This is a genomic window from Bacillus salipaludis (assembly GCF_004358205.1).
Genome location: NZ_SMYO01000009.1, coordinates 1 through 26,231, shown reverse-complemented (window position 1 = coordinate 26,231; position 26,231 = coordinate 1). Strand labels below are relative to the sequence as shown.

Below are 26,231 nucleotides of genomic sequence, written 5' to 3'. Positions count from 1 at the left end.
TAGCAAAAAAAGAGAAGGCCTACTAGCCTAACTCCCTATCCCATCTAAAATAATACTTACAATTAATTTAGCTTTTCTCTCAGCCTGTACTTTTCTCTCTTTATCATCCAAGGTTTTAAGGCCTGAAAATTGTAATAAGGACTTAAGGATATCTAAAATGAAGTAGGACATTTCTATTGGATTGCTCTCAAGCTTTGATAGTTCCTTTATATGTTTTTCATTTTCTGCTTCCACGATGATCTTAACAATGGGATTGAAATAACTTTCTAACCACCAATTACGAATTAGTAGTTGTGTCTCCTCGTTCATTTCGTGTTTTAGGTCGTGAAACATTTGTGATAAATCCTCTTGGTGATTCATGAGCATGTAATAGGCAATCTGATGCACTCGTTCTCTAAATGACGTATATTGCTTTTTTATTTTCTCCATATGGAATTTCGTGCGGCTCATTATTGCTCTAACCACTTCGATATAAATTTCTTGCTTATTTCGAAAATGATGATATAAAGCTGGCTGGGTAATACCGCAAGATTGGGCAATTTGTCTAGTGGAGACGGAACGATAGCCATAGGTCATAAATAATTTTTGGGATATGTTAATTATATTCTGCTTCGTTTCAATTGCAGAAATCTCAGATTGCTTATTTGGTGTAATTGCCATTGATTGTTTCAGCCCTTCTTACTTATCAACTGATCAGTTATATCATATTATAAATTGATTTAAATAAATAGTACAGTAAAGTTCGCTTTGAAATAGAAAAATACGAATAACCCAGGTTTAATAAGGAACCTGAGTCTTTTCTAATCTTTCTAAAATTTTTCTTTTCCGATAAAGCATCATCCCTGCCTCTGAGAGGTCGCTAATCATGGACCGGTTAGTGAAAGCGCCGAAAATCATCCCGGCTACCGGTACCATTTGAAATAATTTTTTCCACCCAAAGTTGTCCCGGTATGTATAGACAACCTCTCTCCAGCCTTGTAATTGGGACATCATCTCATCTGATTTATTATCTCTTTGATAAAAGTTTGCCAGTTCATTTAAAATCGCACGTTTCCCCACAACATCGGCTGATGAAAATTGCAGACATTTAATCATAAAAATTCGTTCATTTTTATCGTTTGGGTCATAGCCGTGGAGAATCGCAATTTCTTGTAAAGTTTTTAAGGAAATAGCCAATATAGCCGGTATATCAATGGCCAAGGTGAATATTCCCCCTATTCCTGTGCTTGCTCCTTGGAGTGTGGCAAAATTCTTTCTTCGCCCGCTAAGTTCATGGCTAATTTTATCCATTGTTTTTAATGGCAAATCTTGAATATCTGAAACCTTTTCAATGGGTTGATTTGTTTCTTTTTGAACCATGTTGAATAAACTTTTTTCATTAATTAAATATTTTCCACCGGTTTGGATGTAAGCCCCAATTTCCTCAAGCAATAAACCGATCTTATTGTGAATGAATTGGGGTGTAATTTTATCTAACAGCTTAAATGGCAGACGCCCAATCCGTTCCCAAAACCATAGACCGCTCTGGTCTTTTTCCCATTTTTCAATGATGGATAGTTCTTTCAGTAATTCCTCTTTTGACTCCATTACTTTAACCACCTATTTTCATTTAAAAATCATCTTGCTCTATTTTTCCCATGAGTAATTTTTATTACATACGGAAAAAATTGAAAATGGTTTCAAATGGGGATGTTGGTAAGCAAAAAAGGCCTCTTTTTGAGACCTTTGCTGATTTATTTTGTGACAATAATCGGACCGTCTTTGGTAATAATCAGGGTGTGTTCATATTGGGCAACGCGGCTTTGTTCGGTTATATAGGTCCAGCCGTCACCCTTTTCGAGCACTTCCTCTTCATGTGTAGAGATAAATGGTTCAAATGCAATAACCATTCCTTCACGTAACAAGCCACTCTCTGACGGTTCATAATAATTAAAAATATATTCAGGCTTCTCATGGATGGTCCGTCCAATTCCATGGCCCGTAAGGTTTTTGATCACGGTGAATCCTTGTTTTCTAGCCGTCTGATAAACTACTTTCCCCATACCATTTATTTTTGAACCCGGCTTTGCTTTCTTAAGACCGGCTTCAAAAGCTTCTTGTGCCACTTCGCAGATTCTCTTTAACACAGGATCTCCTTCTCCCACGACAATCGAGATGCCGGTATCGGCGAAATATCCATTTTTGGAACCTGAAACATCAATATTGACGAGATCCCCCTCTTGAATCACTCGATTTCCCGGTATACCATGGGCTACTTCTTCATTCACACTAATACAAGTATAGCCAGGAAAATCATATTCTCCTTTTGGTGCAGAAACGGCTCCTTCTTTTTCAAAAAGCCCACCTGCAATTTCGTCTAACTCTTTTGTCGTGATACCTGGTTTAGCTTTTTGGACTAATTCATCTCGAATAGCCGCACAAATTCGGCCGATTTCTTTTATGCCATTAATATCTTCTTCTGTTTTTACAATCATGGTAAATCCCCAATCTTAAAATTTTGTCATAAATTCTTTTATGTAATAAATTTTACCCGTAGTCTTTTAAAAATCCAAGTCCTAGCCTCTAATAGATCCTTTTAAAACGAAAAGACACTTCTTAATCGAGTAAGTGTCTTCCAAAATAGAAAGTCAATGTTTTAATAGTATGGATATCCACCATATGGATAATACGGGGCTGTATAGGGCGCTGGATATGGAACAGCTGCCGGGTAAGGATAGCCGCCGTAGCCAATCCCAGGAGATAGTAGTGCACCGGCTGTTAGACCTCCTAATAGTCCTCCGACAAACGGTGCTCCGTAACCCCCAAAGCCACCATAACCACCATGATGCCCTCCGTGTGTTCTAAGATTCATTATGTCCATCCTCTCCCTGCTAGGTATAAGCCTTACTTTCTTTAATATATATGGGATAGATGTCCATGGAATGGGCGGGCTTTCCTTAAATTATTGGCGGCAATTAAAAGCAGCCCAGTTTAGCTAAAAAGGGCTGCTTGACCAATTATTCACCTAAGTCAACGTTGTGGTACACTTGCCTAACATCTTCTAAATCTTCAAGTGCATCAATCATCTTTTCAAATTTTGCTTGTCCATCTTCAGGAAGGGTAATTTCATTTTGTGCAAGCATGGTTAATTCAGCAACAGTAAATTCCGTAATGCCGGCATTTTTGAAGGCTTGTTGAACAGCATGGAATTGGTCAGGCTCAGCATAAACAATTACCTGTTCCTCTTCTTCAATAATGTCACGAACATCTACGTCAGCTTCCATCATGATTTCAAGGACTTCTTCCTCTGTTTTCCCTTCAATACCAAAAACAGCTGTGGCATCAAACATATAGGCAACAGAACCACTTACTCCCATATTACCGCCGTTTTTTCCGAAAGCAGCACGCACGTCAGAAGCAGTACGGTTTACGTTATTTGTTAACGCATCAACAATTACCATAGAACCATTTGGTCCAAATCCTTCATATCGAAGCTCGTCATAGCTTTCCTCTGAACCACCCTTTGCTTTTTCAATCGCACGGTCAATAATATGTTTTGGTACACTATATGTTTTCGCGCGTTCGAGTACAACTTTTAATGCTGTATTGGATTCAGGATCTGGTTCGCCCTGTCTTGCAGCTACATAAATTTCACGGCCAAACTTCGCATAAATACGGCTTGTATTTGCATCTTTAGACGCTTTCTTTTCCTTAATATTATTCCACTTACGTCCCATCGTCTTCCAACTCTCTTTCAACATTGAATCAACTGAAATAATTCACTAAATAATATTATCGTAAAATGGGCAATTTGTTAAGTGTCTCTAGTATCCTCCCTCCAAAAATCAATAAAATGACTAAAAAATAGATAACTCTTATAGGGTTTATACCTTTTTCTTCACGTAATGAACGCGTTGTATAGCAAGCTTTTTAAAATGTGATTTAAATCACATCAAAATATAATGAAAATGATTATCATTTTTATTAAAGAGATTGAAATCTATTTTGGAGTGATAATAATGAATCAAGCAATGAAAACCATTGAGGGTTGGTATAGTTTACATGATTTCCGGAATATTGATTGGCCAAAATGGAAGGCTGCAACTGAAGCACAGCGCGAACAGGCATTAACTGAATTTAAAGCTCTTTTAAGTAAATGGGAATTGGTCGAGGAAAATAAACAAGGCAGCCATACTGTTTATACGGTTGCAGGACAAAAGGCCGATCTAATGTTTATGATACTACGTCCTACAATGAAAGAAATAATCGCAGTGAAGACAGAATTTAATAAAACATTGTTCTCAGATTACACCAAACCTGCTTATTCCTATGTTTCCGTTATCGAAAAAAGCAGTTACTCACAAATGGCAACAAATCCATTTGAAGATCCTGCTATAAGGGCAAAACTTTATCCTTCAATCCCAAAAACAGAATACATTTGCTTTTATCCAATGAGTAAACTTCGCGGCGAAAAAACGAACTGGTTTATGCTTCCTATGGAGGAACGGAAACGGTTAATGTTTGAACATATTGATACTGGAAAACCTTATTCGGAGCAGGTGAAACGTATTGTAACAGGTTCCGTTGGTCTTGATGACTATGAATGGGGCGTTTCCTTATTTTGTGATGATGCCCTACAATTTAAAAAATTAATCTATGAAACAAGATTTGATGAGGTCAGCGCTGTTTACGGGATTTTCGGATCCTTCTACATCGGTAATCTTTTAACACAAGATCAAATCAATCAATTCTTTCAAAAATAGAAAAAATACGGTTATCTGCCGTCATTTTCTATTTTCTAGCCAGTTATCCATTTCTGATGTGTTAAACTAAATTTATCCCAGAAATACAAGTGGAGGTAAATTTATGAATAACCTTGACAAAAAAACACTAATCGCGCAACATCCCCTGCTACAAAATTTAATAGCATTGGATGAAGTTTTTTGGGTCAATCCTCATCTTGAAACCGGTAAAGAAGGGATTGAAAAAGCCCCGTTAACCCAGGATGATATTCGTGATGCTGAGGAAAGATTAAAAAGGTTTGCACCCTACATTGCAAAGGTTTTCCCTGAAACGAAACCAACAGACGGAATAATCGAGTCTTCTTTAGTGAAAATTCCTTCGATGAAACAATATTTACAACAAGCCAACGAAGAATCGATTGAAGGAGAATTATGGTTAAAATGTGACAGCCACCTGCCGATTTCCGGATCGATTAAAGCACGAGGTGGAATTTATGAGGTTTTAAAGCATGCAGAGAAATTGGCAATTGAGCATGGAATATTAAAACTAGAGGATGACTATTCTATCATGGACAGTGATCGGTTTCGTACCTTTTTCTCAGGTTTTTCCATCGCAGTTGGCTCAACTGGAAATTTAGGTCTAAGTATTGGCATTATTAGTGCAAAGCTAGGTTTTCATGTAACGGTTCATATGTCAGCCGATGCAAAATCATGGAAAAAAGAACTTCTTCGCAGCAAAAACGTTAATGTGATCGAATATGAGGCAGATTATAGTAAAGCAGTTGAGGAAGGCAGAATTCAAGCGGAAGCCGACCCGAACTGTTATTTCGTCGATGATGAAAATTCTCATGATTTATTTTTAGGATATGCTGTTGCTGCTTCGCGACTAAAAAATCAATTAGAGGAATTAGCTGTAAGGGTGGATGAAGACCACCCGCTATTTGTTTACCTTCCGTGCGGAGTCGGCGGCGGTCCCGGTGGTGTGGCCTTTGGATTAAAACAATTGTTTGGGGATCATGTCCATTGTTTCTTTGCCGAGCCCACACACTCCCCTTGTATGCTGCTTGGGTTAGTAACCGGACTTCACGATAAAATTTCTGTTCAGGATATAGGGATTGATAATTGTACAGATGCCGATGGGTTGGCAGTTGGCAGGCCATCCGGTTTTGTTGGGAAAACCATTGAGCCTTTTTTAAGTGGCTGTTATACCGTCAGTGATGAGCAGCTTTACCAGCATTTAAAGGAATTAGTGGACCAAGAAGAAATTCGCTTAGAACCTTCCGCATTAGCAGGTATGGCGGGTCCGGTCCAATTATTTAAAAATGGTTCTGGTTATATCACGAAACACAACTTAAAAGATAAGATGAAAAATGCGTCCCATATTGTATGGGCAACTGGCGGAAGTATGGTACCGCAAGAAATGCTTGAGGTTTACTATCAAAAAGGGCATGAACGATCATCAAAAATTTAATCAAAAAAACATTGGGCAACCATACCCAATGTTTTTTATCATTTTGTTGGAGATGCTTGATAGGCTGTTTCAGTTTCTTCTTCCGGTTCTAACTCTAATTCCTCGATGGCTACAGCACGGGTATGAACGGTATGGTTCCATTCTCTCTGATTCTTTTTTAGAAACCCTAAAATCGTAACGGGAATCCAGGAGAGTCCAAAAATATAGGAAACAAAAAACCAGTGAAGTTTTTTCCCTTTTTTCTCTAAAATCATCGCAAGAATTGGCAAGGATAAATAGGCCGCAATAAAGGTCCCGTAAATCCACCCATCAAAGATTATAGACTTATCAACAACATCTCCTAAAAAGCCATCAACCTCATATACCCCTGTATAAGAAAGAAATCCGGCAATAATCAGAATTAATGCCAAAATTGATCGGGAAGGCATGACTAAGTAGATTGCAGAATCAATAAGCATGAACTTTCGTTTTTTTATCCCTTCGAGTAGTAATGGAAATGTATATCTTGTCATACAGTCAAAATGTCCCTGCATCCAACGGATTCGCTGTCTAAAGGATTGCTTAAAACCTAACGGTTTTTCATCATATAGTTTTGCATCGTGGGCCCAAGCGACTCTTTTTCCTGTTTTTAAAATATATCTTTGCGTAAATTCAAGATCTTCTGTTAAGGAAGTGGCTCCCCAGCCAATTTCTTTTAAAACCTTGGTGGTGACCGTAACCCCTGTCCCGCCTAGTTGGGCAGTTAAACCTAAATTCTCTCTGACTAGCTGATAAATTCGATTCGTTGACCAGTACGCAAACGAATAGGATTTGGTTACCCATGTATCTTCAGGATTTTTAGAATCTAAGTAGGCTTGAACGACATCATGTCCTTCCATCAGCTTGGAGTTAATAATCTGTAAAAAATCCCTTCCGACCAGGTTATCGGCATCAAACATGACCACTGCATCATAGGAGGTTCCGTCCTCTTCAATCTCCCATAAGCGTTCGAACATCCACTCAAGCCCAAAGCCTTTTCCCTTGTGAGTCAGATCATGTCTTTCCATCGCCTTCACACCTGTAGCACGGACCGCAGATGCTGTGCCGTCTGAGCAATTATCACAAATAACATATACATCATATAAGTCTTTTGGATAGTTTAAATTCTTTAAATTCTCACAAATTTGGCTGATTACATTTTCTTCATTGTGTGCTGCAACAAGGACAGCAAAGCTATTTTTAGGCTCCTTGATGACCGTCTTTTTAAATTTTCGAAGTCCTGCATAACTCATAAAGGTTTGATAGCCGACAAAAAATAGAGATATGGCCTGTACGGCTAATAAAAATAGGTAAATCCCGAACTCCGAAGCTTCACTCCAGCCATGTGTAAAAACACCATATCCAACCGTCAGCACTAAACAAATTGCCACTAAAATGATAAACATAGTACACCTCAGCTTTAATGGGGTGTGTGTCTGTTACCCCTTTTCAATAAGGGTATCCATAAAGGGCGTTTTTAAAACGGAAGGTTTTAACCTAAAACTGGTTTTTCGATTCTGGGGTTATATCTTGCATATCATATTGGCAAGGATAGAAAAAAACAATCAAAAATGATACTGGCAGGTGCAGGATGAAAGAAAGAACTTCTCAACTCGGACTATTTGTGTTTTTATCGTTATTATTAAAATCACTTTATGTAAAGTATTCGATTATGGATGAGCTAAATATAGTTGGTTTTTTAACGGAAATGGCCTTTTTGGCCTTATTTATTATTACAGTATCTTCTATTCGAAACAGGGTTTCAAGTATTTTGCTTTTGATCTTGAACTTTGGATATTCTATTCTTTGCTTAACCACCCTTCTCTATTTTGATTACTACAACACCATTTTTACGTATAAATCTTTAGGAGAGATTGACCAGGTTGGAGAAATTTCTGACAGTATTGTTGCACTATTCAAACTCCAGTATATATGGTTATTTTTCGATTTTATTTTGCTTTGCTTTTGGCCAAAACTTAAGCGTATTTTACCATTTAGTCAATTACAACTAGGGCCAAAACTTTTCGGGTTGACCATTGCCTTTTTATTATTTTTTACCGGTACAAGCCTATTTTCATCTTCTAATATCATAAATGAATTAAGTAAATATGAACAATTAGGGATTATGGGCTATCAGTTTTCAGAGGCAGCTACGGATATCCAGTCTATTTTTTCAAATAATGACATTAGCGCAGAAACCTTAGAAAAGAATCGGCATAGCCCGGATAATGGCAATATGAGACTGCACGGGGTTGCATCGGATAAAAATTTGATCATTATTCAATTAGAATCCGTTCAAAATTTTTTTATTAACTTAAAAATAAATAGCAAGGAGGTAACTCCTAATTTAAATCAGCTGCTAAGGAGCTCCTATTATTTCCCACATTTTTACTCTCAAGTGGGAAAAGGCAATACATCGGATGCCGAATTTATTACCAATACATCGATCTATCCTTTAGGAGGTGTGCCGATGTCTACTGCAATTGAAGGAAAAGCGGTGCCGAGTCTTCCTAAAATGCTTGAGGAAAATGGCTACCATACCGCTACCTTTCATGCCAATAGTGTTTCTTTTTGGAACAGAAATCGCCTTTATCAGTCCTTAGGTTTTAATGAATATTATGATAAAAAGTATTTTGGTACTCACGATATCGTTTCATATGGTGTTTCGGATGAGGTGATGTATAAAAAAACAATTGAAAAATTAGCTGACTTCCATCGAAACGGAAAGAAATTTTACGCAAATATTATTGCTTTATCCAGTCACTTTCCGTTTAAGCTTCCGGATTCGAAACAACCCTATACGGTTCCATTGCCAAAGGAATATGACAATTCCTTCGTTGGCTCCTATATTAAATCGGTTAGCTATGCGGATTATGCTTTCGGAAAATTCGTGGAGGATTTGAAGCGAAAAGGTCTTTATAAGGACTCGGTAATCGTCGTTTATGGTGACCATCAAGGTCTGCAAATGAAAAGTGAACAGGATAAACAATTAGTTCATCAGATTTTCGGGAGAAAATATGATTCTGTTTTAGACCATTTAAATATCCCTTTAATTGTGAAGGTTCCATCAGTGGAAAAAGCGAAGAAAATTCCTACTGTCGGTAGTCTGGTAGATATTTATCCAACCGTTGCGAATCTTTTAGGCCTCAATATTAGCAAACAAATTGTATTTGGAACTGATTTGCTTAATACAAATAAGAATCAAATCGGAATTCGCTTTTATGCCCCGACGGGAACATTTGTGAACCAGTCTTATCGTTTTTCTCCTGGTAAAACCAATGATCAGGGGGAAATTTTAAGTCTGAACGGACGAAAAGAAAGGACGGCACCGAATCGTGCCATAAAGGAAGAAAAAAAGATCATCGAATACATGAAACTCTCAGATCAATATGTTAAATCGCTGCCAAAACTGAAATGACTTGAGAACAAAAAGGGACAGAGACTCCCTCTCTGTCCTTTTTTGCATTCTATTTGATATCTAGACTCATACGTTTCTCCATTTTTCTTAAAAGGAAGGTAAAAATTAAAACTAGGACCAAATAGTAAAAGCCAACAACTATATATGTTTGCAATTGTTGGTAATTGGCTGCTGCTTCACTTAATCCAGAACCCCATAAATCCGACATTCCCACATAGGCTACTAAAGAAGAATCTTTTAACCCAATGATAAATTGATTTCCAAGCGGCGGGATGGAAAATTTAAATGCTTGAGGTAAAATAATCCTTCTCATGGTAAGGGGATAACTCATACCTAGAGAACGTCCTGCTTCCATCTGACCGCTATCAACAGATTGAATGGCACCTCGAAATATTTCAGCAATATAAGCTCCATTATGAATGGCTAATGCTAAGGCTCCTGCCCAAAATTGTGAAAGTGTAACAACCGAAGCAATTCCAAAATAAAGGATAGCAATTTGTACAATTAAAGGAGTTCCTCGAATTAATCCGATATATAGAGTTGCAAATTTATTTAACCATTTATTTGTAGATATTCTAAAAAATGCGAATATAAGTCCAATGATACTTCCAATTAATAACGATGTAATGGTTAACCTCAAGGTTAGAAAGGCTGCTTTTGGAAAAACATCAAAGGTGTTTAAAACAATATCAAAAATAATAATCACCTTCCTATCTTATTGAAAAGGGTGTGATTCAATCCACACCCTTACACTGCTCTTATTCTCCTAAAATATTGCGTCCAAACCATTTATCGCTAATTTTTTCATAGGTTCCATCTTTTATGATTTCCTTTAATGCCCTATTAAGTTTTTCCTTTAATTCCTTATCTTCTTTGCGGACAGCAATCGCTTGATCATCATGTGTTAACGGTTCTCCAATATCTTTTATTTTAATTGAACCTGCTTTAATAATTGGAAAGCCAACCATTTGATCGGTAATCACTGCATCTAATCTGCCTGTTGGTAGATCCATAAGCGCAGTAATATCACTGTCATATTCTACAACATTGTTTTTATCCGTATAGGTTAATGCCAGGTCCTTATAGGTACTTGCTTTGACAACACCAATCTTCTTTCCTTTTAAATCAGAATCTGAATGAATGCTATTGTTTTTTTCAGATACAAAAATTTGTGCTCCAGATCGATAATACGTGTCGGTAAAATCAACTGATTTTTTTCGTTCGTCCGTTACTGTCATACTGCCGATAATTGCGTCATATTTTTTTGCTTGCAGCCCCTGAATGAGGGTTTCCCAAGGATTTGTGACAGGGACAGCTTTCATTCCCATTTTCTTAGCAAGTGCTTGCCCGATTTCTACATCGAAGCCTTGTAATTTGCCATTTTCTTTAAAATTAAAAGGTTTGTACAATCCACTCATCGCGTAATGAAATTCTTTTTGCTTTGTTGAGTCAGTACTTGTTTTATTACTGCAGGCTGAAAGCATCAAAGCAGCAATAATAACTCCGATAAATAAACCCAATCCCCATTTCTTTTTCATGAAAATCCTCCTCGTTATTTTTATAAAATACTATTTAAAAACTGTTTAGCTTTTTCATGCTTTGGATTAAGAAAGAAATCATTTGGTGGACCTTCTTCTAAAATTTTGCCATTTCCCATAAATACAACACGGTCGGCAACCTCACGAGCAAATCCCATTTCATGGGTCACTACAATCATCGTCATCCCTTCTTTAGCAAGTTGCTTCATGACTTGGAGAACTTCACCGACAAGTTCGGGATCCAACGCTGAGGTCGGCTCATCAAAGAGCATAATCCGAGGTTCCATTGCTAAAGCACGGGCTATAGCTACTCTTTGTTTTTGCCCTCCTGATAAATTCCTTGGATATGCTTGAGCTTTGTCCTTTAACCCTACTTTTTCGAGCAAATTAAGCGCTTTTTCTTTTGCTTGCTGCTTGTCCACTTTTTTTACAAATAAAGGGGCTTCCATAATATTTTCCAGAACATTTTTATGAGGAAAAAGGTTAAAATGTTGAAACACCATCCCAACTTCCGCCCGGATATTATTCAAATTTGACTCATTTGGAACAACCCTTTTTCCAAGCAGGGTGATCTCCCCTTGGTCATAGAGCTCAAGGAAATTAAGGCATCGAAGGAGTGTGCTTTTTCCTGAACCGCTGGCACCAATTAAGACAATAACTTCTTTTTCTTCAACGGTTAAATCGATTCCATCCAACACAGTATTAGAGCCGAATGCTTTTACAAGGTTTTTAACTTGTATCATGTCTACCTCCTTTTGGTGTATATAAATTTTAAGGTTTGCTTAGAGTTGTGATTTAAGGAATCACAATCCTTTAAGGCTATACTATAAAACTAAAAAAGTATTATTTCCTTTAATCAAATAATTTTTTCCTAGTATAATATTTTTGTTAAATTGTGTGTGAATACATTTCAGAAGAACATTCTGAATTTTCATTCTCTTCAAATATTATATCAAAAGGAAGAAAGTGCATCTATTAGACAAGAAGTATAGTTTTTTTCTTAAAATTTATACATTTTGTATAAAGAGGTTAAAATTTCTACATAAATCTATAACCTTGATGTTTTATTTTCTAATCAAAATAAAAGGATCCATCTATGATGGATCCTGGAAATATTTATTTCACAAATACTAGTAAAAGCCAGAGGTATAAAGAAATCAGGGTAAAGATCATGGTAAGTGGAATCACGATTATGGTGACCTTCATGTAATCCTTCCATGAAATTGGAATATGGTTTTTCTTTAAAATATGCATCCATATTAAAGTGGCTAAAGTACCGATTGGCAGAATGAGCGAACCAATATCACTGCCAATAATATTAGATAAGTATACGGATTTTAATAAAAGTGGGTCTAGTCCCATTTCGGTTAAGGTTAAAGTAGCAACCATTAAGGCAGGATGGTTATTAAATATGTTCGCTAACACAGCTGTAATAATCCCCATGGTAATACTTGCATGAAACAGACTATCATTAACAATCGGCTTTAAGTGTATTAGTAAATAGTTTGTTAGACCTATATTATGGAGACCAAAAATGATTACATACATACTGAAGGCAAATATTAAGATATGCCAAGGAATTTTGCCGGCTACATCTTTGGGATTTATCTTAAGATAAATCCATCGCCAAATTAATAAAACTAATGAACCTAAAACGGCAACCAATGATACGGATATTCCCATGAAGGAGGCAACAAATAAACTAATTCGAACCAAAAATACAAATAACAGCATATAAATCATAAGTTTCTTTTGTTGTTGAAATAAACTATCATTACTTTTTTGGAGTGGATGGTAGCGGCGGTTTTTCTGGAGTGGAATCGAATAGGAATGGAAGCGAATTTCTTTTGGAATATCCTTTTTAAAGACTAAATACAATAAATAGGCTAAGAAGAGTAGACCTAGCACCCCTGGCACGAACATCATTTCTGTTTGTAAATAGAGATCCATTCCAATAATTTTTAGGGCAATCAGGTTTACGATATTACTTACACCGATTGGCGCACTTGAAGCGGTTGCAATTAAGGCACCACTGAGAAGGTATGGAATTTTTTGACGATTCTTTAACCCCAGGTTTTTTAAAATTAATATTAAAATGGGTGTAGTGATTAAAATACTTCCATCATTATTAAAGAATAGAGTCATTAAAAAGCAAAGCAACAACGTATACCAAAATAGTCGAATTCCCGATCCCTTTGAAACTTTTAACATGAGAGCAGCAGTCCACTTGAAAAATCCGAAACTTTCAAGCACTATGGCCATGACAATTGTGGCTATGATGGTTATGGCTGCTCCTGTTACTTTTGAACTTATATCCAGTAAATCCCCGGGCGAAACACTTCCGCTAAGGAAAACTATAATGGCTCCGATTGTTGCAGGGATTGCCTCGTTCATGTTTTTAGGACGGAGAAATATCAAAACCATGGTAAGGATAAATGATAAGATGGTGATGATTACCGTCGACAACGAATACATGTAAATTTTTCACTCCCTTGATGTCAAACTTCTGATAAAACCTTTCTGTTTTGCGTTTCGTTCACCCCTTGTCCTTTGTTTTATCATACGTAAATTTTGGAGGCTTGAACTAAACGAATATCTCGAATTATTGATAATTCAGCAAAAACCCTACAAATATTTCCTAGATTTTTACCCACTTTTTGTCCAATAGGCGAATACACGGAAAGGCTTTGACGGGCATCAGCCCAGACATTTAGTAAAAATAAAAAAACCGGTACAGTTGAATGTACCGGTACAATTTTTAATTAAATTTTCTAAATCATTGAAACTATAAGTTTTCAATCAGTTTCTATTATCCTATTTAATTACCGTTTTTTACTCTTTTTTCCTAGCGAACCAAGACTTCCTCGGAATTCTCTTCTATTTTGGCTGTTACCTGTACTTCCGCGATATTTCGACTTTTTCTCAGAATCATGGTCACCCGTGCTTCCATTTGAACCATGATTATTATCTTCACAGGAACAGTTGCCCGTGCTGCCATTACTTCCGCTAGATGTATGGCCTCCTGGGTTGGTGTTTGAGCCTTTACTTCCGGCAGATTTATGATTCCCCTTACTGCCACTTGACCCGGAACTGCCGCTGGAGCCGCTGCTTATACTGGTATGCTTGCGGCGCTTACTTTTAGAACCATTATCTCCATTTGAACTGCCTTTTTTTCCGCTTGAGTTTTTTCGTCCACTTGACCCGCTACTGCCCCAGCTGCCTGAACTTCCGGAACTACGGCTAGAGCCATGACTTCCTTTACTTCCAGAACTTCCGGAACTACCGCTAGAGCCATGACTTCCTTTACTTCCGGAACTTCCGGAACTACCACTAGAGCCATGACTTCCTTTACTTCCGGAACTTCCGGAACTACCGCTAGAACCATGACTTCCCTTACTTCCGGAACTTCCACGTGATCCACTGCTACCCCTGCTGCCGGAACTGCCGCTGCTTCCTGAGGAACCTGAACGGTGACGTTTTCCTAATGGTCCACGACCTGAACTTTGTCTACCGCTCGATCCGCTACTTCCGGAACTACCGCTAGAACCACTACTTCCGGAACTACCGCTGGAACCACTGCTTCCGGAACTACCGCTGGAACCGCTACTTCCGGAACTACCGCTGGAACCACTGCTTCCGGAACTACCGCTGGAACCGCTGCTTCCGGAACTACCGCTGGAACCGCTGCTTCCGGAACTACCGCTGGAACCACGGCTTCCGGAACTACCGCTGGAACCGCTGCTTCCGGAACTACCGCTGGAACCACGGCTTCCGGAACTACCGCTGGAACCGCTGCTTCCGGAACTACCGCTGGAACCACGGCTTCCGGAACTACCGCTGGAACCGCTGCTTCCGGAACTACCGCTGGAACCACGGCTTCCGGAACTACCGCTGGAACCGCTGCTTCCGGAACTACCGCTGGAACCACGGCTTCCGGAACTACCGCTGGAACCGCTGCTTCCGGAACTACCGCTAGAACCACATGAACCAGAACTACCGCAGCTACATCCACTACTACCGCTGGATCCGCTGCTTCCGTGACTGCCGCTGGAACCACTGCTTCCACTTGATCCACTGCTGCCTGAAGAACCTGAACGATGACGTCTACCTAATGGGCCGCGGATACCCTTGCTCCGACTTGAACTTTGTCTACCACTGGACCCACTGCTCCCGCTGGAACCACTGCTACCGGAACTACCGCTGGAGCCGCTGCTGCCGCTACTTCCACTGGATCTTCTTTTACCACGACTGCCGCTGGATCCGCTGCTGCCACTACTTCCACTGGATCTTCTTTTACCACGACTGCCGCTGGAGCCGCTACTACCGCTACTACCGGAACTACCGCTGGAGCCGCTGCTTCCACTGGATCTTCTTTTACCACGACTGCCGCTGGAGCCGCTGCTGCCGCTACTTCCACTGGATCCTCTTTTACCATGACTGCCGCTGGATCCGCTGCTGCCGCTACTTCCACTGGATCTTCTTTTACCACGACTGCCGCTGGAGCCGCTGCTGCCGCTACTTCCACTGGATCTTCTTTTACCACGACTGCCGCTGGATCCGCTGCTGCCGCTACTTCCACTGGATCTTCTTTTACCACGACTGCCGCTGGATCCGCTGCTGCCGCTACTTCCACTAGATCTTCTTTTACCACGACTGCCGCTGGATCCGCTGCTGCCTTTACTTCCACTGGATCTTCTTTTACCACGACTGCCGCTGGAGCCGCTGCTGCCGCTACTGCCGCTGGATCCACTGCTACCGCTACTACCGCTGGATCCGCTGCTGCCGTGACTACCGCTGGACCCACTGCTACCGCTGCTACCGCTGCTACCGCTGCTGCCGCTGGATCCACTGCTGTCGGACTTATTCTTTTTCCCTTTGGATTTCGGTCCTTTTTTACCGCCCTGGGATTTAGGCCCCTTTCCTTTATGTTTTGCAACGACTTCTTTTGGATTACTATCTAGAAAGGCTAACACACCATTTTCTTTCGCCATAGCTAATAATTGGTCCATGTCCAACTTTAATACCATTTTTTCACCACTTCCAAAAATAAATATTTTCCTTTCTAACTTATGGGAAAACTGTCGGGATTGACATGGACATTTATATATTTTTAATAAAATTCACCTAATTCTTTGTATATTGGAATTTTACAAAACTGCACATTTACCTATCTCAAAGCATACAATTCTAAAAATAATTTATTTAGGGGTATATAAGTTGCTTAAATATGAAATCTTTATAAATCCAAAAATACTAAAAAACTTAGAACAGGATATTTGGACGGATCCTGTGCCAGCAGTGCTAAAAATGGAGGGAAATCATTATGCAATTACCCTTGCCTACCGCGGAAACGTCATCAGAAAGAAGAAAAAAAAATCATATCACATCATTTTTAAAAAACCCTATACCGTAAATGGAGCCCATGAAATCCACCTTAATGCAGAGTATTCGGATATCTCTCTAAGCAGAAACAAACTCGCACTGGATTTTTTTCATTCCTTAGGAGTAATTTCGCCGCGTTCTAAGCATGTTCTTCTTTTTATTAATGGATATTGTAAAGGGATTTATTTAGAGCTTGAATCTTTCGACAAATACTTATTGAAAAAAAGAAATCTGCCTCAGGGGGCAATTATTTATGCCACTAATTATCATGCAAACTTCTCCCTAACCACTCCAAAAAATAAATTAAAAACCAGCTTAGATGAGGGGTATACAGTCAAGTATGGGTCAGAAAAGGATCTTGCAAGACTAGAAGATTTTATTGCAAAGGTAAACACTTTAAATAACGATGATTTTGAAAAAGTTATCCCTAAATTTTTGGATACTGATCAATATGTAAAATGGTTGACAGGAGTCGTTTGTACGCAAAATTTTGATGGGTTTATTCATAATTATGCTTTATATCATAATGGGAAAAGCAATCTTTATGAAATGACTCCCTGGGATTATGATGGCACTTGGGGAAGGGATCTTCACGGGAGGAAATTAAGCCATGATTTCGTGCCAATTACTGGTTACAATACATTAACGAACAGACTTCTCACTTTCCCGCATTTTAATGAAAAGTATGTAACCACTCTTTCATCTGCCTTAGAAAATCAATTTACTGTTAAAAACCTTGAACCCATTATCACGGACCTATTTAATGAACTCAAGCCCTATATTGGTCTTGATCCTTATTTAACCATTAATGAACAAACACTTGAAAAAGAAAAATTATACATTCTAAGTTTTATTAAAAAACGAAATTCTTACCTTAAAGAACAGATGATGACCGTTAAATAGGCAAAGATAAGTATATGGCAAATTCCATATACTTTTTTTTGCCTATTTTTTCCTCAAAATTGAAAAACAGGCACCTATAATAGTACAACATCACCCCGTGATACATATAGATGCAGTGTAAATGTTTATTTAATTTTAAGGAGGAAAATGGTGGTATGAATAAAGAAATGATGAGTAACTTTGTCGGCAAAACCATTAAGGTTGATAGACATGGTCCAAATTCAAGGGTTGGAAAATTATTAGAGGTTTTCGATGACGGATTTATCTTATTAACCGAAAAGGATGGTATCTTGTACTACAATATGCAGCATATCAAAAGTATTACGGAAAGCACCCAGGACAAAATCGATGCTGGGGTAGAAGCACCAGAAGGATTTGAATATAAAAAGGCAACTACCTTCAACGATTTGTTAAAAAGCTTGCAATATCAATGGGTACACATGAACCGTGGTCCTGAGAGCATTGAAGGCGTGCTTAGTGAGATTACTCCGGATTATGTAGCCATTATTGTGAAGGATGAAATTGTTCGCTTCTCTATGTTCCATATTCGAAATATCAGCTACGGCCTAAAAGTTGAAAATACGAATGAAGGCGAAAAAGGATCTGAAGATAAGGGCAAAGAGGATAAGAGCAAAAATAACGACAAGAAAAAATAATGAGTTGAAACTCGTCGCTTCTCTTTACAGGGAAGCGACAATTAATCCCATAAGGAGGATTTATGAATGAGCCAAGATCGATTTTCATCTACTCTGGATTTATTAAAAGGCTTTAGTGTAAATCTGTATGTAGGTGAAGAAATAGTCAAAGGAAAACTAATGGGCGTAGAAGAAGACCATATCATTTTAGAAAACGAAAATAATTACATTTTTTATTATAGTCTAGATAAGATCCAAGCGATCACAAAGAACACAAAAGAGTTCCAAAGTGAGGAAGTTTCAAATCAATTTTTAAAAACGACTAGCTTAAAAGATTTACTCGATTCATTAACTCATTCTTGGGTAAGTATCCTTTGTTTAAATAAGCAAACGTTTAGCGGGATTGTCAGTGAAGTGGACTCCGATTTCGTCACCTTAGTTAGCGGTGAAGAAAGAATTCTAATTAAACTATCTCATGTCTCCAATATTGTAAAAGGAGTTATTGAAGAAAACTCAAGCAGTTCAGACTCAATTTCAGAATCAGAATCAGAAACAGACTCAAATTCAGATACAAATTCTGAATCAGATTCAGATACGAATTCAGAATCAGACTCAGATTCAGATTCCAATGATGAAGAGCAAAATGAAACAGAGGTAACATATCAAGAGGAAGAAGCAGAAAATAGTTCGAACGAAACAATCGACATCGTAGAGGAAATTACCGCTATCGAGGAAGAAGAAAGCATTGATCTTTTCAGTCAACTACCTGTTGATAATTCCGCTGCATTGGTTTGGTCACAATCCATTAAACCGAAAACTGTTGAAAAAGAGGAATCAACAAACCAACAAACAAAATCATCCAAAAGTGATCGCACTACTTCATCCAAGGAAGAAAAAAGTAAGAAAAGCAAACGTTCCAGTTCCACTAAGGATCAGAGAAGTTCAAAGTCTAAGAGCTCCTCAAGGAAAGATGTTGTAGAAGTAAAAGCAACGAAAGAAACAAAGAAAGAAACAAAGAAAGAAACAAAGAAAGAAACAACTGCTTTAAAGTTTAGCGATACAGCAAATATCTTCGGCTCAGTGAAGGAAACAAGAGATACTAAGAAAACCGTGGAAACCAGTGCTGCGACCATTCAGAAGGCTGAGGAAAAACGGCCAAATCGTTTTGCGGGCGAACCGATTTCACATAATAGCGAAGGTGCTTTCCCATTCGCCGGCTGGCCAAGTAGGAGAAATAGAGCGAACCGTTTCTAATTCCACAACCTCTATCAAGGTAGTCATTATGAAAATCATCATAATTCTCTTCCATGTCAATGTCCCTTATAGCATCCTAAAGAAATGCTTACAAAATGATTTGGACTGGTCTATTCAAGGTCATTCCCTTAAACACCAGTCCATCTCATCTTGTATATTTCAAATCCTATGAAAGGATAAGATTTTATGAATTTAAAAGAACAGATCGGAAAATATATAAAACTAGAGATTTCAGGTAAAAAAATTATAAGTGGCATGCTGATCGACATCGGAAGTGATTTATGGGTCCTGTTTGATGGCTATGATTATTTATATATACCTACTATCCATATTCAAAATTGGCAATTTCTTGACGAAGATGAAATTGATGAGTTTTATATTTCATCAGAACCTTCCCCAATCTATAATCATAACGAAGAAATATCCCTACGAAAGACACTTACTTCCGCAAAAGGAATTTTTACAGAAATCTATGTAACTGGAAACAAAGCATTACATGGATACATTATTAGCATCATGAATAATTATTTCATTTTTTACTCCCCCATTTACAAAACAATGTTTATTTCCCTCAACCATCTAAAATGGTTAATTCCTTATTCAGAAAATCAACGTCCTTATGGACTAAGTAACACGAATTTCCCAGTGAATCCTTCAAACCTTTCCTTTGCAAGGTCTTTTGAAGTACAAATTGAAAAGTTAGTTGGAGAATTAATTGTTTTTAATATGGGAGAAAGTGAAAATTTTATAGGGAAAGTTCAGGGGATAAAAAATAATTTTGTGGAAATTATTAGGGCTAAAGAAGATCCGGTGTACTTGCATCTACAACACGTCAAAACTGTTCATATGACCTAAAATATTTTACGGAGTGTCTTTCCAGGACACTTTTTTTTGAAAAAAAAAAACGGACTGATTTAGTCCGCTTCTTCCCTCCAAAAGGATCTATTTATTTTTGAGATAAACCGTTTCTGATTTTTCACTAACACGAAAGTATAATAGTTCAAAAGTTACCCCGTATAAAAAGGTTACTAAAATGACAGAGCCAATCATATCAAAAATGACATGCTGCTTAACAAATAATGTGGAAACAATAATTAAGGTCCCTACTATATTTATACACAGTGTGTTAAGAATGTGTTTGTTTTTTAAATGCAATGAAGCAAGCATAATTGTAAAAGTAGTTAGGACATGAATGCTTGGAAAGCAATTGACTGGCTGATCATTTGCATATATCCATTTGACAAGCTTGATTAGCAAGCCATTACCTATTAATTCGGGCCTTGGCACGGTCGTTTGGAAAAAGAAATACACGATAAAACAAATAAGTTCTGCAACGACAATAAGAATCAATGTTTTTAAATATACTTTTGTGTCTTTAAAGCAAAAATAAATTAAATAACAAAAAATATAGCCATACCACACAATATAGGGAATGATAAATAAAGGCAGAAAGGGAATAACCTGGTCAACAGAAGTGGAAATATCTACTGCTTTATGTGTCCGTTCATTTAGGATTTGATAAATACTCGCCAATAGGGGAATTACAAACAATAAAAGCAAGTATGGAGCTTTTTTGATAACTATTTTCATTGTTTATTCCTCCCTTTAAAGATTGGTAATCCATTTTAATTCATTCATTTTTTAAAAATCAAAAGACTCCTAGTTTATAGTACCATATACATAGTTTTTGTGCATGATATTCCCAATTAGACTACAACTTTATAATAAAATTTGGTAAAACAAAAAGGACGAAACTCAGGCGGACACCTTCGTTTGGTCCTTACATTTGTTGGCTGAATAAATTTTGTAATGATTGATGCTAAACTTGAAAATTGTACATTAGTTTTATTTTAACATTTTTTCCTTACTATTTAAAATGATAACCTCTTCTTTAATACTTCTGTATCTTTAATTAACTGGTTTATTAATTCTTGAACAGTTGAAGCTTTCGCTAATCGCGGACTTTGACCTGCCCAAAGAGACATAAATTCCGGGTTTCGTGATGTGGAGGATGCTTTGCGAATCCCTTTTGTTAATTCATTTTGAATTGGATATGGCGGCAAGATGTGCTCGTTTATTTTCATTGTTTCGATAAAACGATTGTTCACTCCTCTTGCCATTTTCCCTGAAAAAGCTTTCGTCAATACCACCTGGTCTTCGGAGGCTTTGATGATGGTTTCCTTATGTACTTGCGATGCTCCACTCTCTTCACATACGAGGAAGGCGGTTCCCATTTGAACGGCCTGCGCTCCAAGGCATTTTGCAGCAATTGCTCCCCTTGCATCCATAATGCCTCCCGCAGCGATAATGGGAAGGTTTATTTGGTCTGCCGCCTGAGGAATTAACGACATTAAACCGATTAAACCTTGCTCTGCATTATTTTCGAAGGTACCGCGGTGTCCACCGGCCTCACTTCCTTGCAAAACGACCATATCCATACCAGCCTGTTCGTTTAGGATGGCTTCTTGAACAGTTGTGGCCGTACCGATGACGATAATTGAATTCTTTTTTAAATGATCGATGATTTCTTGGGAAGGCACTCCAAATGTAAAGGAACAAACCGGCACTTGTTCTTCCACAACGACCTGTATCTGCTCATGAAAAGTTTCCAGGTCCTGTTCATAAGTTGGGATTTTAACGGTGGAGTCAACTTTTAGCTCCTGTTCAATTGGTTGGAGAAGTTCTTTAGCTGTCATTATTTTTTGCTCATCCTGTTGATAGTTTGATGGAACAAATAAATTGATTCCAAAGTTTTTCTCCGTTAACTGTTTTACTTCCTGTATTTGTTGCCGGATTTGACTTGGAGATAGATAACCTGCACCAATTGTTCCGAGGCCGCCTTCATTCGAAACTGCCGCAACTAATTTTGACGTAGTCGGCCCCCCCGCCATTGGAGCTTGAATAATCGGATATTGAATACCTAACTGATTTGTTAAATCATTTTGCCACATGCTTTTCTTCCGCCTTTCATAATATAATATGATTAATCAGTTGTTTAAATAGTGACAGGCACCGTCCGTGGACAAACCGTTTGTTTTGTCTGTGTGGAGCGGATACCGGATTTATATCAGAATGGGTGGTGATGAGATGGAGCGAATTGTTCTTTTTGATGGTGTATGTAATTTATGTAATCATAGTGTGCAGTTTATTATCAAGCGAGATGTATCTGGGAAATTTAAGTTCGCATCCCTCCAAGGAGAAACTGGAAACCGAATGATAACGAAATATGGTCTCGCACCTGATCTTAATAGCTTTGTTTTAATTGAAAACGATAAGGTCTATATGAAATCGACAGCTGCATTACGGGTTTGTCGGGAGCTCAAAGGTGCATGGAAGCTGTTCGCAATCCTAATGATGATCCCAACGAATATTAGAGACTACATATATGATATCATAGCGAAAAACCGCTATACATGGTTTGGCAAGAAAAACAGCTGTATGCTCCCTTCACCGGAGTTGAAAAAGAGGTTTTTGGATTAAAAAAGCCTGAACCTACACTATAGGTTTCAGGCGTGTATTGTTTTATGCTTTCATTTTGGTATTCGCTTCATATAATTCCACTGCTTCTTTCACGGAAAAACCTTCATGCACAATCGAATGGATCGCCTGAATCATCGCAAGCGGGTAATCAGACTGCCAAATATTCCTCCCCATATCCACCCCAACCGCTCCTTGCTCCATTGCATTATACGTAATCTCGAGTGCTTCCCGGATTGTATCAAACTTCGGTCCCCCAGCGATCACAATCGGTACCGGGCACTTGCTTGTCACCTCTTCGAAATTTTCACAGTAATAGGTTTTTACAATATCTGCCCCCATTTCCGCTACTACCCTTGAAGCTAATGCAAGGAACCTCGCATCCCGTTTTTCAAGCTCTTTGCCGACCGCAGTAATCCCTAAAACCGGGAGTCCGTAATCATGGGCATCACTGACAACATGTGCAAGATTCGTAACCGTTTGCGTTTCATAATCAGAGCCAATAAAAACAGAAACACCCACCCCTACCACATTATGACGGATCGCCTCTTTCACAGAGGTGACAATCGTTTCATTTGCCAAATCCTTACCAACCGTTGTCGGACCGCCAGATACACGCAGGACCATCGGTTTTTCCGTATCATTGGGAATACAAGATGCGAGTGTACCCCTCGTTAAATAGAGGGAGTCTGTATATGGAAGAAGATCTTTTACCGTTTCACCCGGCTTTTCTAATCCCCTAATCGGCCCCAAAAAGTACCCATGATCAATCGCCAGCATGACGGCCCTTCTATTGGGCAAAATTTTATTCAAACGGTTTTGAAACCCCCAGCTCATTCGTAACACACTCCTTTATTTAATGACAGGATTCGGTAGAGTTACAGTATCCCGTTCCGCAATATGCGGGGACTTTATAAACACAGCCTTAAATAGTTTCTCAGATTGATTGATTAAATAATGGGAATCATGTGGCCGGCATTGAATCATATCCCCCTGCTTTGCCGGAATATGGTCCCCATTGATATAAAAATCAATTTCACCTTCTAGGATATAGAAAATTTCTTCACAAACGGAATGATAATGGTTTTGAAAGTCCTGTCCCGGCTTCAATACTACAACTCCCACATCCACGTTGGGCCCCTTTGTTAAGTATTTTGGTCCGTTGTCCCCAAACCGGTATTCAAATTCATTTTCATTCACCTTCTTCATCCATTTCACCCCTTTCAAAAATTAATCTAATCCAGGTGCTTTCCACATATTAGTGGTTAAACCACGGTCGGCTAGGATCAGCTGTTCTTTATAGACACGCCTCCATTTTTTAAAAATCTCAAGATAAACCCTATGATTTTCTAAATTAGGTTGGTAGGTCCGCTCCCACTTCACTACCTGTTCGACTGCTTTTTCAATATTTTCATAGAGTCCTGCCCCGATACCTGCATATAAAGCTGTGCCTAATGCGGCAGCTTCTTTTACCACAGGAACCTTAACCGGAACCCCTAAGACATCTGCAAGGGTCTGGCTCCACAGCTTTCCTTTCGAAGCTCCCCCTGCAAAAATTACCTCCTCTGGATAAGTACCTGTTGCTTCTTCAATCAATTTTAAGTTTCCTAAAGTAATTAAGGCTGCATTTTCTTGGAGGGATTTAAAGAGTTCTTTCTTTCCAGTTTTCTGAGGATCAAGTGTGAGGTTTATAAAGGATGGAGCCGCATGCCGCCAGGAACCAAAATTCATCGTATCGGAAAAAATCGGGATAATTCCATTCGCGCCAATCGGCACATCTTTGGCTTTTTCTTCTAAAATCTCATATGGATCGACTCCGGTTGCAGCCGCCTCTGCTTTTTCCATGTCACAAAATGCATCACGGAACCATCTCATTACAAGACCGGGGAAAAAGACAATGGTTTCAAGCTGCCATAGGTTTGGTTCCGCATGACAGTTCACCCGTATTCGTCCCCCTTTATCTACGATGGGTTCTGAAACATTGACTTCCTGCTGCCAAAAGGAGCCGCCTGAAACCATCGTTTGCCCTTCCAGAACAGCCCCTACGCCAATAGAAGCCATTTGCGCATCTCCTCCTCCTGAGACAATAAGGGTTCCAGGACATAATCCTGTTAAGACTGCGGTCTCATCCGTCAATGCCCCTAGGACTGTCCCTGCCTCATTTACAGGAGGAAATAAATTCTCTTTAATTCCGCATAAACTGGCCGTTTTCTTTTCCCAATCCCGTTTCCTTAAATCAAAAATACCGGTGGTACAGCCATTTGATGGGTCGACCTGAAGCTTGCCAGATAGTTTAAAAAGAAGCCAATCATTAATCATCGTCATCGCCGCTGCTTTTTCATAGATTTCCGGTAAATGGTTTTTAATCCATAACAGCCTTGGCAATGCACCTAGAGCGAACATTTGTCCAGATACGTTATAAATCTCTTTTTCTATTCCGGAATTTAGATCTTTTAGCGCCTTAACTTCCTCTGAGGCCCTTGCATCCACATTGGCGCACGCCCAAATCTCCTTACCCTGATCATCATAAAGGACAATTCCTTCACGCATGGCTGTTGCGCTGATGGCTTTGATATTCCTTGCGTTAATTCCTGTGTCTTTTAATACATTTTGAATACATTGGACAACCAAGCCCCAGTTTGTTTCCCAATCAAAATCCATTGACCCGGGGATCCGTTCATCCGCTAAATGGTTCCATTCAAATTGCGAAACACCGATTTGATTTCCAAACAGATCAAATAATACCGCCCGAATACTGCCCGTTCCGGCATCAAAGGCGAGAATGTACTCCATTTGGCTTCACCTCTATATCAGGTTTTTAATTTTGTCACCGCTTACAAGAAATATATCCGCAATTTTTTTAAAAAGAACTGAATTGCCTTGTCCCTTTCATAAGAGAAAAAAACCCTGTATGATTCATACAGGGTTTTAAGCATTAATTTAAAAAACAAGGATCATTAAAGTAGACAATTTCAGAAAGAATTTTGGTGCCTTGAATCTTTTTGAAGGCTTCTACTGCTTCCTCCTCTTTTTCATATTCATACATTTTAATATTATCTATAGAATAAAGAGTGATAACCCACATTTTCAATTCCTCCAATAATTATTTGCAGTGAAAAATAGACGAATACTAGCAAAGTCACTTCATTTTTGGGCCTAAACTTTTATTTAACATCATTAAATTGCTGTATGAATGTTGTCAAATCGATTGTCTTTAAAGCTTCTGCGGCTTTTTCGATATCTTTAGAGAATATTCGGTCCTTTTTAATAGAAGGAACAATTTCTCTTCCCTTTTCGTAAAGTCTTCTTGTTTGTGTAGCCATTTTATCCACACCACGGTATTCTACAGCCTGCATGGCACAAATCAATTCAATCGCAAGAACTCTTCTTGCATTTTGAATAATTTGATGAGCG

28 protein-coding genes and 1 pseudogene are annotated in these 26,231 nt (G+C 38.6%); 8 read left to right on the top strand and 21 right to left on the bottom strand.

The window, feature by feature from the left end:
* Positions 1-27: 27 nt before the first annotated feature.
* The 5 genes from E2K98_RS18870 to E2K98_RS18850 form a co-directional block, all read right to left on the bottom strand.
* Positions 28-660 (bottom strand): TetR/AcrR family transcriptional regulator, encoded by a 633-nt coding sequence (locus tag E2K98_RS18870; protein WP_133336853.1) that lies wholly within the window; start codon positions 658-660, stop codon positions 28-30.
* Positions 661-777: 117 nt separating this feature from the next.
* Entirely contained in the window at positions 778-1,587 is an 810-nt protein-coding gene (locus E2K98_RS18865; RefSeq protein ID WP_133336851.1) for an EcsC family protein, read from the bottom strand.
* Positions 1,588-1,733: 146 nt separating this feature from the next.
* Positions 1,734-2,474: a type I methionyl aminopeptidase gene (gene map, locus E2K98_RS18860; RefSeq protein WP_133336849.1), complete on the bottom strand. Its 741-nt coding sequence runs from the start codon at positions 2,472-2,474 to the stop codon at positions 1,734-1,736.
* Positions 2,475-2,635: 161 nt separating this feature from the next.
* Positions 2,636-2,851, bottom strand: a complete 216-nt coding sequence (locus E2K98_RS18855; protein WP_133336847.1) for a hypothetical protein — start codon at positions 2,849-2,851, stop codon at positions 2,636-2,638.
* 145 nt (positions 2,852-2,996) lie between these two features.
* Positions 2,997-3,716 (bottom strand): YebC/PmpR family DNA-binding transcriptional regulator, encoded by a 720-nt coding sequence (locus E2K98_RS18850; RefSeq protein ID WP_133336845.1) that lies wholly within the window; start codon positions 3,714-3,716, stop codon positions 2,997-2,999.
* 282 nt (positions 3,717-3,998) lie between these two features.
* On the opposite strand from E2K98_RS18850, the gene hemQ reads away from it, so the two are divergent.
* Complete coding sequence (gene hemQ / locus E2K98_RS18845) at positions 3,999-4,742, top strand: hydrogen peroxide-dependent heme synthase (protein WP_133336843.1); 744 nt, start codon at positions 3,999-4,001, stop codon at positions 4,740-4,742.
* A gap of 103 nt (positions 4,743-4,845) precedes the next feature.
* Positions 4,846-6,192 (top strand): D-serine ammonia-lyase, encoded by a 1,347-nt coding sequence (locus E2K98_RS18840; protein ID WP_133336841.1) that lies wholly within the window; start codon positions 4,846-4,848, stop codon positions 6,190-6,192.
* 38 nt (positions 6,193-6,230) lie between these two features.
* Here E2K98_RS18840 and E2K98_RS18835 read toward each other — a convergent pair whose 3' ends face one another.
* On the bottom strand, positions 6,231-7,616 hold the full coding sequence (locus tag E2K98_RS18835) for a glycosyltransferase family 2 protein (protein ID WP_133336839.1): 1,386 nt from the start codon (positions 7,614-7,616) through the stop codon (positions 6,231-6,233).
* A gap of 185 nt (positions 7,617-7,801) precedes the next feature.
* Between E2K98_RS18835 and E2K98_RS18830 the strand changes: the two genes are divergently transcribed.
* Complete coding sequence (locus E2K98_RS18830) at positions 7,802-9,628, top strand: LTA synthase family protein (protein WP_133336837.1); 1,827 nt, start codon at positions 7,802-7,804, stop codon at positions 9,626-9,628.
* Positions 9,629-9,677: 49 nt separating this feature from the next.
* Here the strand turns inward: E2K98_RS18830 and E2K98_RS18825 are convergent, their stop codons facing one another.
* The 8 genes from E2K98_RS18825 to E2K98_RS31740 all read right to left on the bottom strand — a co-directional run bounded on the left by E2K98_RS18825 (position 9,678) and on the right by E2K98_RS31740 (position 16,102).
* The gene (locus tag E2K98_RS18825; RefSeq protein WP_133337219.1) at positions 9,678-10,325 is read right to left on the bottom strand and encodes an amino acid ABC transporter permease; all 648 of its coding nucleotides are present in this window, start codon (positions 10,323-10,325) and stop codon (positions 9,678-9,680) included.
* 61 nt (positions 10,326-10,386) lie between these two features.
* Complete coding sequence (locus E2K98_RS18820; protein WP_133336835.1) at positions 10,387-11,166, bottom strand: ABC transporter substrate-binding protein; 780 nt, start codon at positions 11,164-11,166, stop codon at positions 10,387-10,389.
* 20 nt (positions 11,167-11,186) lie between these two features.
* Positions 11,187-11,909 (bottom strand): amino acid ABC transporter ATP-binding protein, encoded by a 723-nt coding sequence (locus E2K98_RS18815; RefSeq protein WP_133336833.1) that lies wholly within the window; start codon positions 11,907-11,909, stop codon positions 11,187-11,189.
* A gap of 373 nt (positions 11,910-12,282) precedes the next feature.
* On the bottom strand, positions 12,283-13,641 hold the full coding sequence (locus E2K98_RS18810) for an arsenic transporter (protein ID WP_133336831.1): 1,359 nt from the start codon (positions 13,639-13,641) through the stop codon (positions 12,283-12,285).
* Positions 13,642-14,011: 370 nt separating this feature from the next.
* Complete coding sequence (locus E2K98_RS31755) at positions 14,012-14,245, bottom strand: hypothetical protein (RefSeq protein WP_133336829.1); 234 nt, start codon at positions 14,243-14,245, stop codon at positions 14,012-14,014.
* Between the two features lie 30 nt (positions 14,246-14,275).
* Positions 14,276-14,587: a hypothetical protein gene (locus E2K98_RS31750; protein ID WP_165976317.1), complete on the bottom strand. Its 312-nt coding sequence runs from the start codon at positions 14,585-14,587 to the stop codon at positions 14,276-14,278.
* Between the two features lie 60 nt (positions 14,588-14,647).
* On the bottom strand, positions 14,648-15,232 hold the full coding sequence (locus E2K98_RS31745) for a hypothetical protein (RefSeq protein ID WP_235824859.1): 585 nt from the start codon (positions 15,230-15,232) through the stop codon (positions 14,648-14,650).
* Between the two features lie 42 nt (positions 15,233-15,274).
* Positions 15,275-16,102: a hypothetical protein gene (locus tag E2K98_RS31740; protein ID WP_133336827.1), complete on the bottom strand. Its 828-nt coding sequence runs from the start codon at positions 16,100-16,102 to the stop codon at positions 15,275-15,277.
* 281 nt (positions 16,103-16,383) lie between these two features.
* On the opposite strand from E2K98_RS31740, the gene E2K98_RS18790 reads away from it, so the two are divergent.
* The 4 genes from E2K98_RS18790 (at position 16,384) to E2K98_RS18775 (ending at position 20,195) form a co-directional block, all read left to right on the top strand.
* Positions 16,384-17,451 (top strand): CotH kinase family protein, encoded by a 1,068-nt coding sequence (locus tag E2K98_RS18790; RefSeq protein ID WP_133336825.1) that lies wholly within the window; start codon positions 16,384-16,386, stop codon positions 17,449-17,451.
* 155 nt (positions 17,452-17,606) lie between these two features.
* Positions 17,607-18,107 (top strand): hypothetical protein, encoded by a 501-nt coding sequence (locus E2K98_RS18785; RefSeq protein ID WP_133336823.1) that lies wholly within the window; start codon positions 17,607-17,609, stop codon positions 18,105-18,107.
* A gap of 66 nt (positions 18,108-18,173) precedes the next feature.
* Positions 18,174-19,340, top strand: a complete 1,167-nt coding sequence (locus tag E2K98_RS18780) for a hypothetical protein (RefSeq protein WP_133336821.1) — start codon at positions 18,174-18,176, stop codon at positions 19,338-19,340.
* A gap of 186 nt (positions 19,341-19,526) precedes the next feature.
* On the top strand, positions 19,527-20,195 hold the full coding sequence (locus E2K98_RS18775) for a DUF2642 domain-containing protein (RefSeq protein WP_133336819.1): 669 nt from the start codon (positions 19,527-19,529) through the stop codon (positions 20,193-20,195).
* Positions 20,196-20,282: 87 nt separating this feature from the next.
* On the opposite strand, the gene E2K98_RS18770 is transcribed toward E2K98_RS18775, so the two are convergent.
* Both E2K98_RS18770 and E2K98_RS18765 read right to left on the bottom strand, forming a co-directional pair.
* Entirely contained in the window at positions 20,283-20,930 is a 648-nt protein-coding gene (locus E2K98_RS18770) for a phosphatase PAP2 family protein (protein WP_133336817.1), read from the bottom strand.
* Positions 20,931-21,211: 281 nt separating this feature from the next.
* The gene (locus E2K98_RS18765; RefSeq protein WP_133336815.1) at positions 21,212-22,291 is read right to left on the bottom strand and encodes an NAD(P)H-dependent flavin oxidoreductase; all 1,080 of its coding nucleotides are present in this window, start codon (positions 22,289-22,291) and stop codon (positions 21,212-21,214) included.
* 136 nt (positions 22,292-22,427) lie between these two features.
* Between E2K98_RS18765 and E2K98_RS18760 the strand changes: the two genes are divergently transcribed.
* The gene (locus tag E2K98_RS18760) at positions 22,428-22,820 is read left to right on the top strand and encodes a thiol-disulfide oxidoreductase DCC family protein (protein ID WP_133336813.1); all 393 of its coding nucleotides are present in this window, start codon (positions 22,428-22,430) and stop codon (positions 22,818-22,820) included.
* A gap of 42 nt (positions 22,821-22,862) precedes the next feature.
* Here the strand turns inward: E2K98_RS18760 and lsrF are convergent, their stop codons facing one another.
* The 5 genes and pseudogenes from lsrF to E2K98_RS18740 all read right to left on the bottom strand — a co-directional run.
* Positions 22,863-23,654, bottom strand: coding sequence for a 3-hydroxy-5-phosphonooxypentane-2,4-dione thiolase (gene lsrF, locus E2K98_RS18755; protein WP_133336811.1), 792 nt, complete (start codon positions 23,652-23,654; stop codon positions 22,863-22,865).
* Positions 23,655-23,669: 15 nt separating this feature from the next.
* Positions 23,670-24,026: a cupin domain-containing protein gene (locus tag E2K98_RS18750; RefSeq protein WP_133336809.1), complete on the bottom strand. Its 357-nt coding sequence runs from the start codon at positions 24,024-24,026 to the stop codon at positions 23,670-23,672.
* A 21-nt stretch (positions 24,027-24,047) separates the two neighbouring features.
* A complete protein-coding gene (gene lsrK, locus E2K98_RS18745; RefSeq protein ID WP_133336807.1) occupies positions 24,048-25,610 on the bottom strand; it encodes an autoinducer-2 kinase in 1,563 nt (520 codons plus the stop codon).
* Between the two features lie 142 nt (positions 25,611-25,752).
* On the bottom strand, positions 25,753-25,902 hold the full coding sequence (locus E2K98_RS31065; protein ID WP_165976316.1) for a hypothetical protein: 150 nt from the start codon (positions 25,900-25,902) through the stop codon (positions 25,753-25,755).
* A gap of 79 nt (positions 25,903-25,981) precedes the next feature.
* A pseudogene (locus tag E2K98_RS18740) lies at positions 25,982-26,231 on the bottom strand (histidine ammonia-lyase); the annotation flags it as partial.

Bases quoted from the DNA above. Each gene is read 5' to 3' on its own strand.
- E2K98_RS18870 (WP_133336853.1), bottom strand. From the start codon at position 660: ATGGCAATTACACCAAATAAGCAATCTGAGATTTCTGCAATTGAAACG.
- E2K98_RS18865 (WP_133336851.1), bottom strand. From the start codon at position 1,587: ATGGAGTCAAAAGAGGAATTACTGAAAGAACTATCCATCATTGAAAAA.
- map (WP_133336849.1), bottom strand. From the start codon at position 2,474: ATGATTGTAAAAACAGAAGAAGATATTAATGGCATAAAAGAAATCGGC.
- E2K98_RS18855 (WP_133336847.1), bottom strand. From the start codon at position 2,851: ATGAATCTTAGAACACACGGAGGGCATCATGGTGGTTATGGTGGCTTT.
- E2K98_RS18850 (WP_133336845.1), bottom strand. From the start codon at position 3,716: ATGGGACGTAAGTGGAATAATATTAAGGAAAAGAAAGCGTCTAAAGAT.
- hemQ (WP_133336843.1), top strand. From the start codon at position 3,999: ATGAATCAAGCAATGAAAACCATTGAGGGTTGGTATAGTTTACATGAT.
- E2K98_RS18840 (WP_133336841.1), top strand. From the start codon at position 4,846: ATGAATAACCTTGACAAAAAAACACTAATCGCGCAACATCCCCTGCTA.
- E2K98_RS18835 (WP_133336839.1), bottom strand. From the start codon at position 7,616: ATGTTTATCATTTTAGTGGCAATTTGTTTAGTGCTGACGGTTGGATAT.
- E2K98_RS18830 (WP_133336837.1), top strand. From the start codon at position 7,802: ATGAAAGAAAGAACTTCTCAACTCGGACTATTTGTGTTTTTATCGTTA.
- E2K98_RS18820 (WP_133336835.1), bottom strand. From the start codon at position 11,166: ATGAAAAAGAAATGGGGATTGGGTTTATTTATCGGAGTTATTATTGCT.
- E2K98_RS18815 (WP_133336833.1), bottom strand. From the start codon at position 11,909: ATGATACAAGTTAAAAACCTTGTAAAAGCATTCGGCTCTAATACTGTG.
- E2K98_RS18810 (WP_133336831.1), bottom strand. From the start codon at position 13,641: ATGTATTCGTTGTCGACGGTAATCATCACCATCTTATCATTTATCCTT.
- E2K98_RS18785 (WP_133336823.1), top strand. From the start codon at position 17,607: ATGAATAAAGAAATGATGAGTAACTTTGTCGGCAAAACCATTAAGGTT.
- E2K98_RS18780 (WP_133336821.1), top strand. From the start codon at position 18,174: ATGAGCCAAGATCGATTTTCATCTACTCTGGATTTATTAAAAGGCTTT.
- E2K98_RS18775 (WP_133336819.1), top strand. From the start codon at position 19,527: ATGAATTTAAAAGAACAGATCGGAAAATATATAAAACTAGAGATTTCA.
- E2K98_RS18770 (WP_133336817.1), bottom strand. From the start codon at position 20,930: ATGAAAATAGTTATCAAAAAAGCTCCATACTTGCTTTTATTGTTTGTA.
- E2K98_RS18765 (WP_133336815.1), bottom strand. From the start codon at position 22,291: ATGTGGCAAAATGATTTAACAAATCAGTTAGGTATTCAATATCCGATT.
- E2K98_RS18760 (WP_133336813.1), top strand. From the start codon at position 22,428: ATGGAGCGAATTGTTCTTTTTGATGGTGTATGTAATTTATGTAATCAT.
- lsrF (WP_133336811.1), bottom strand. From the start codon at position 23,654: ATGAGCTGGGGGTTTCAAAACCGTTTGAATAAAATTTTGCCCAATAGA.
- E2K98_RS18750 (WP_133336809.1), bottom strand. From the start codon at position 24,026: ATGAAGAAGGTGAATGAAAATGAATTTGAATACCGGTTTGGGGACAAC.
- lsrK (WP_133336807.1), bottom strand. From the start codon at position 25,610: ATGGAGTACATTCTCGCCTTTGATGCCGGAACGGGCAGTATTCGGGCG.
- E2K98_RS31065 (WP_165976316.1), bottom strand. From the start codon at position 25,902: ATGTGGGTTATCACTCTTTATTCTATAGATAATATTAAAATGTATGAA.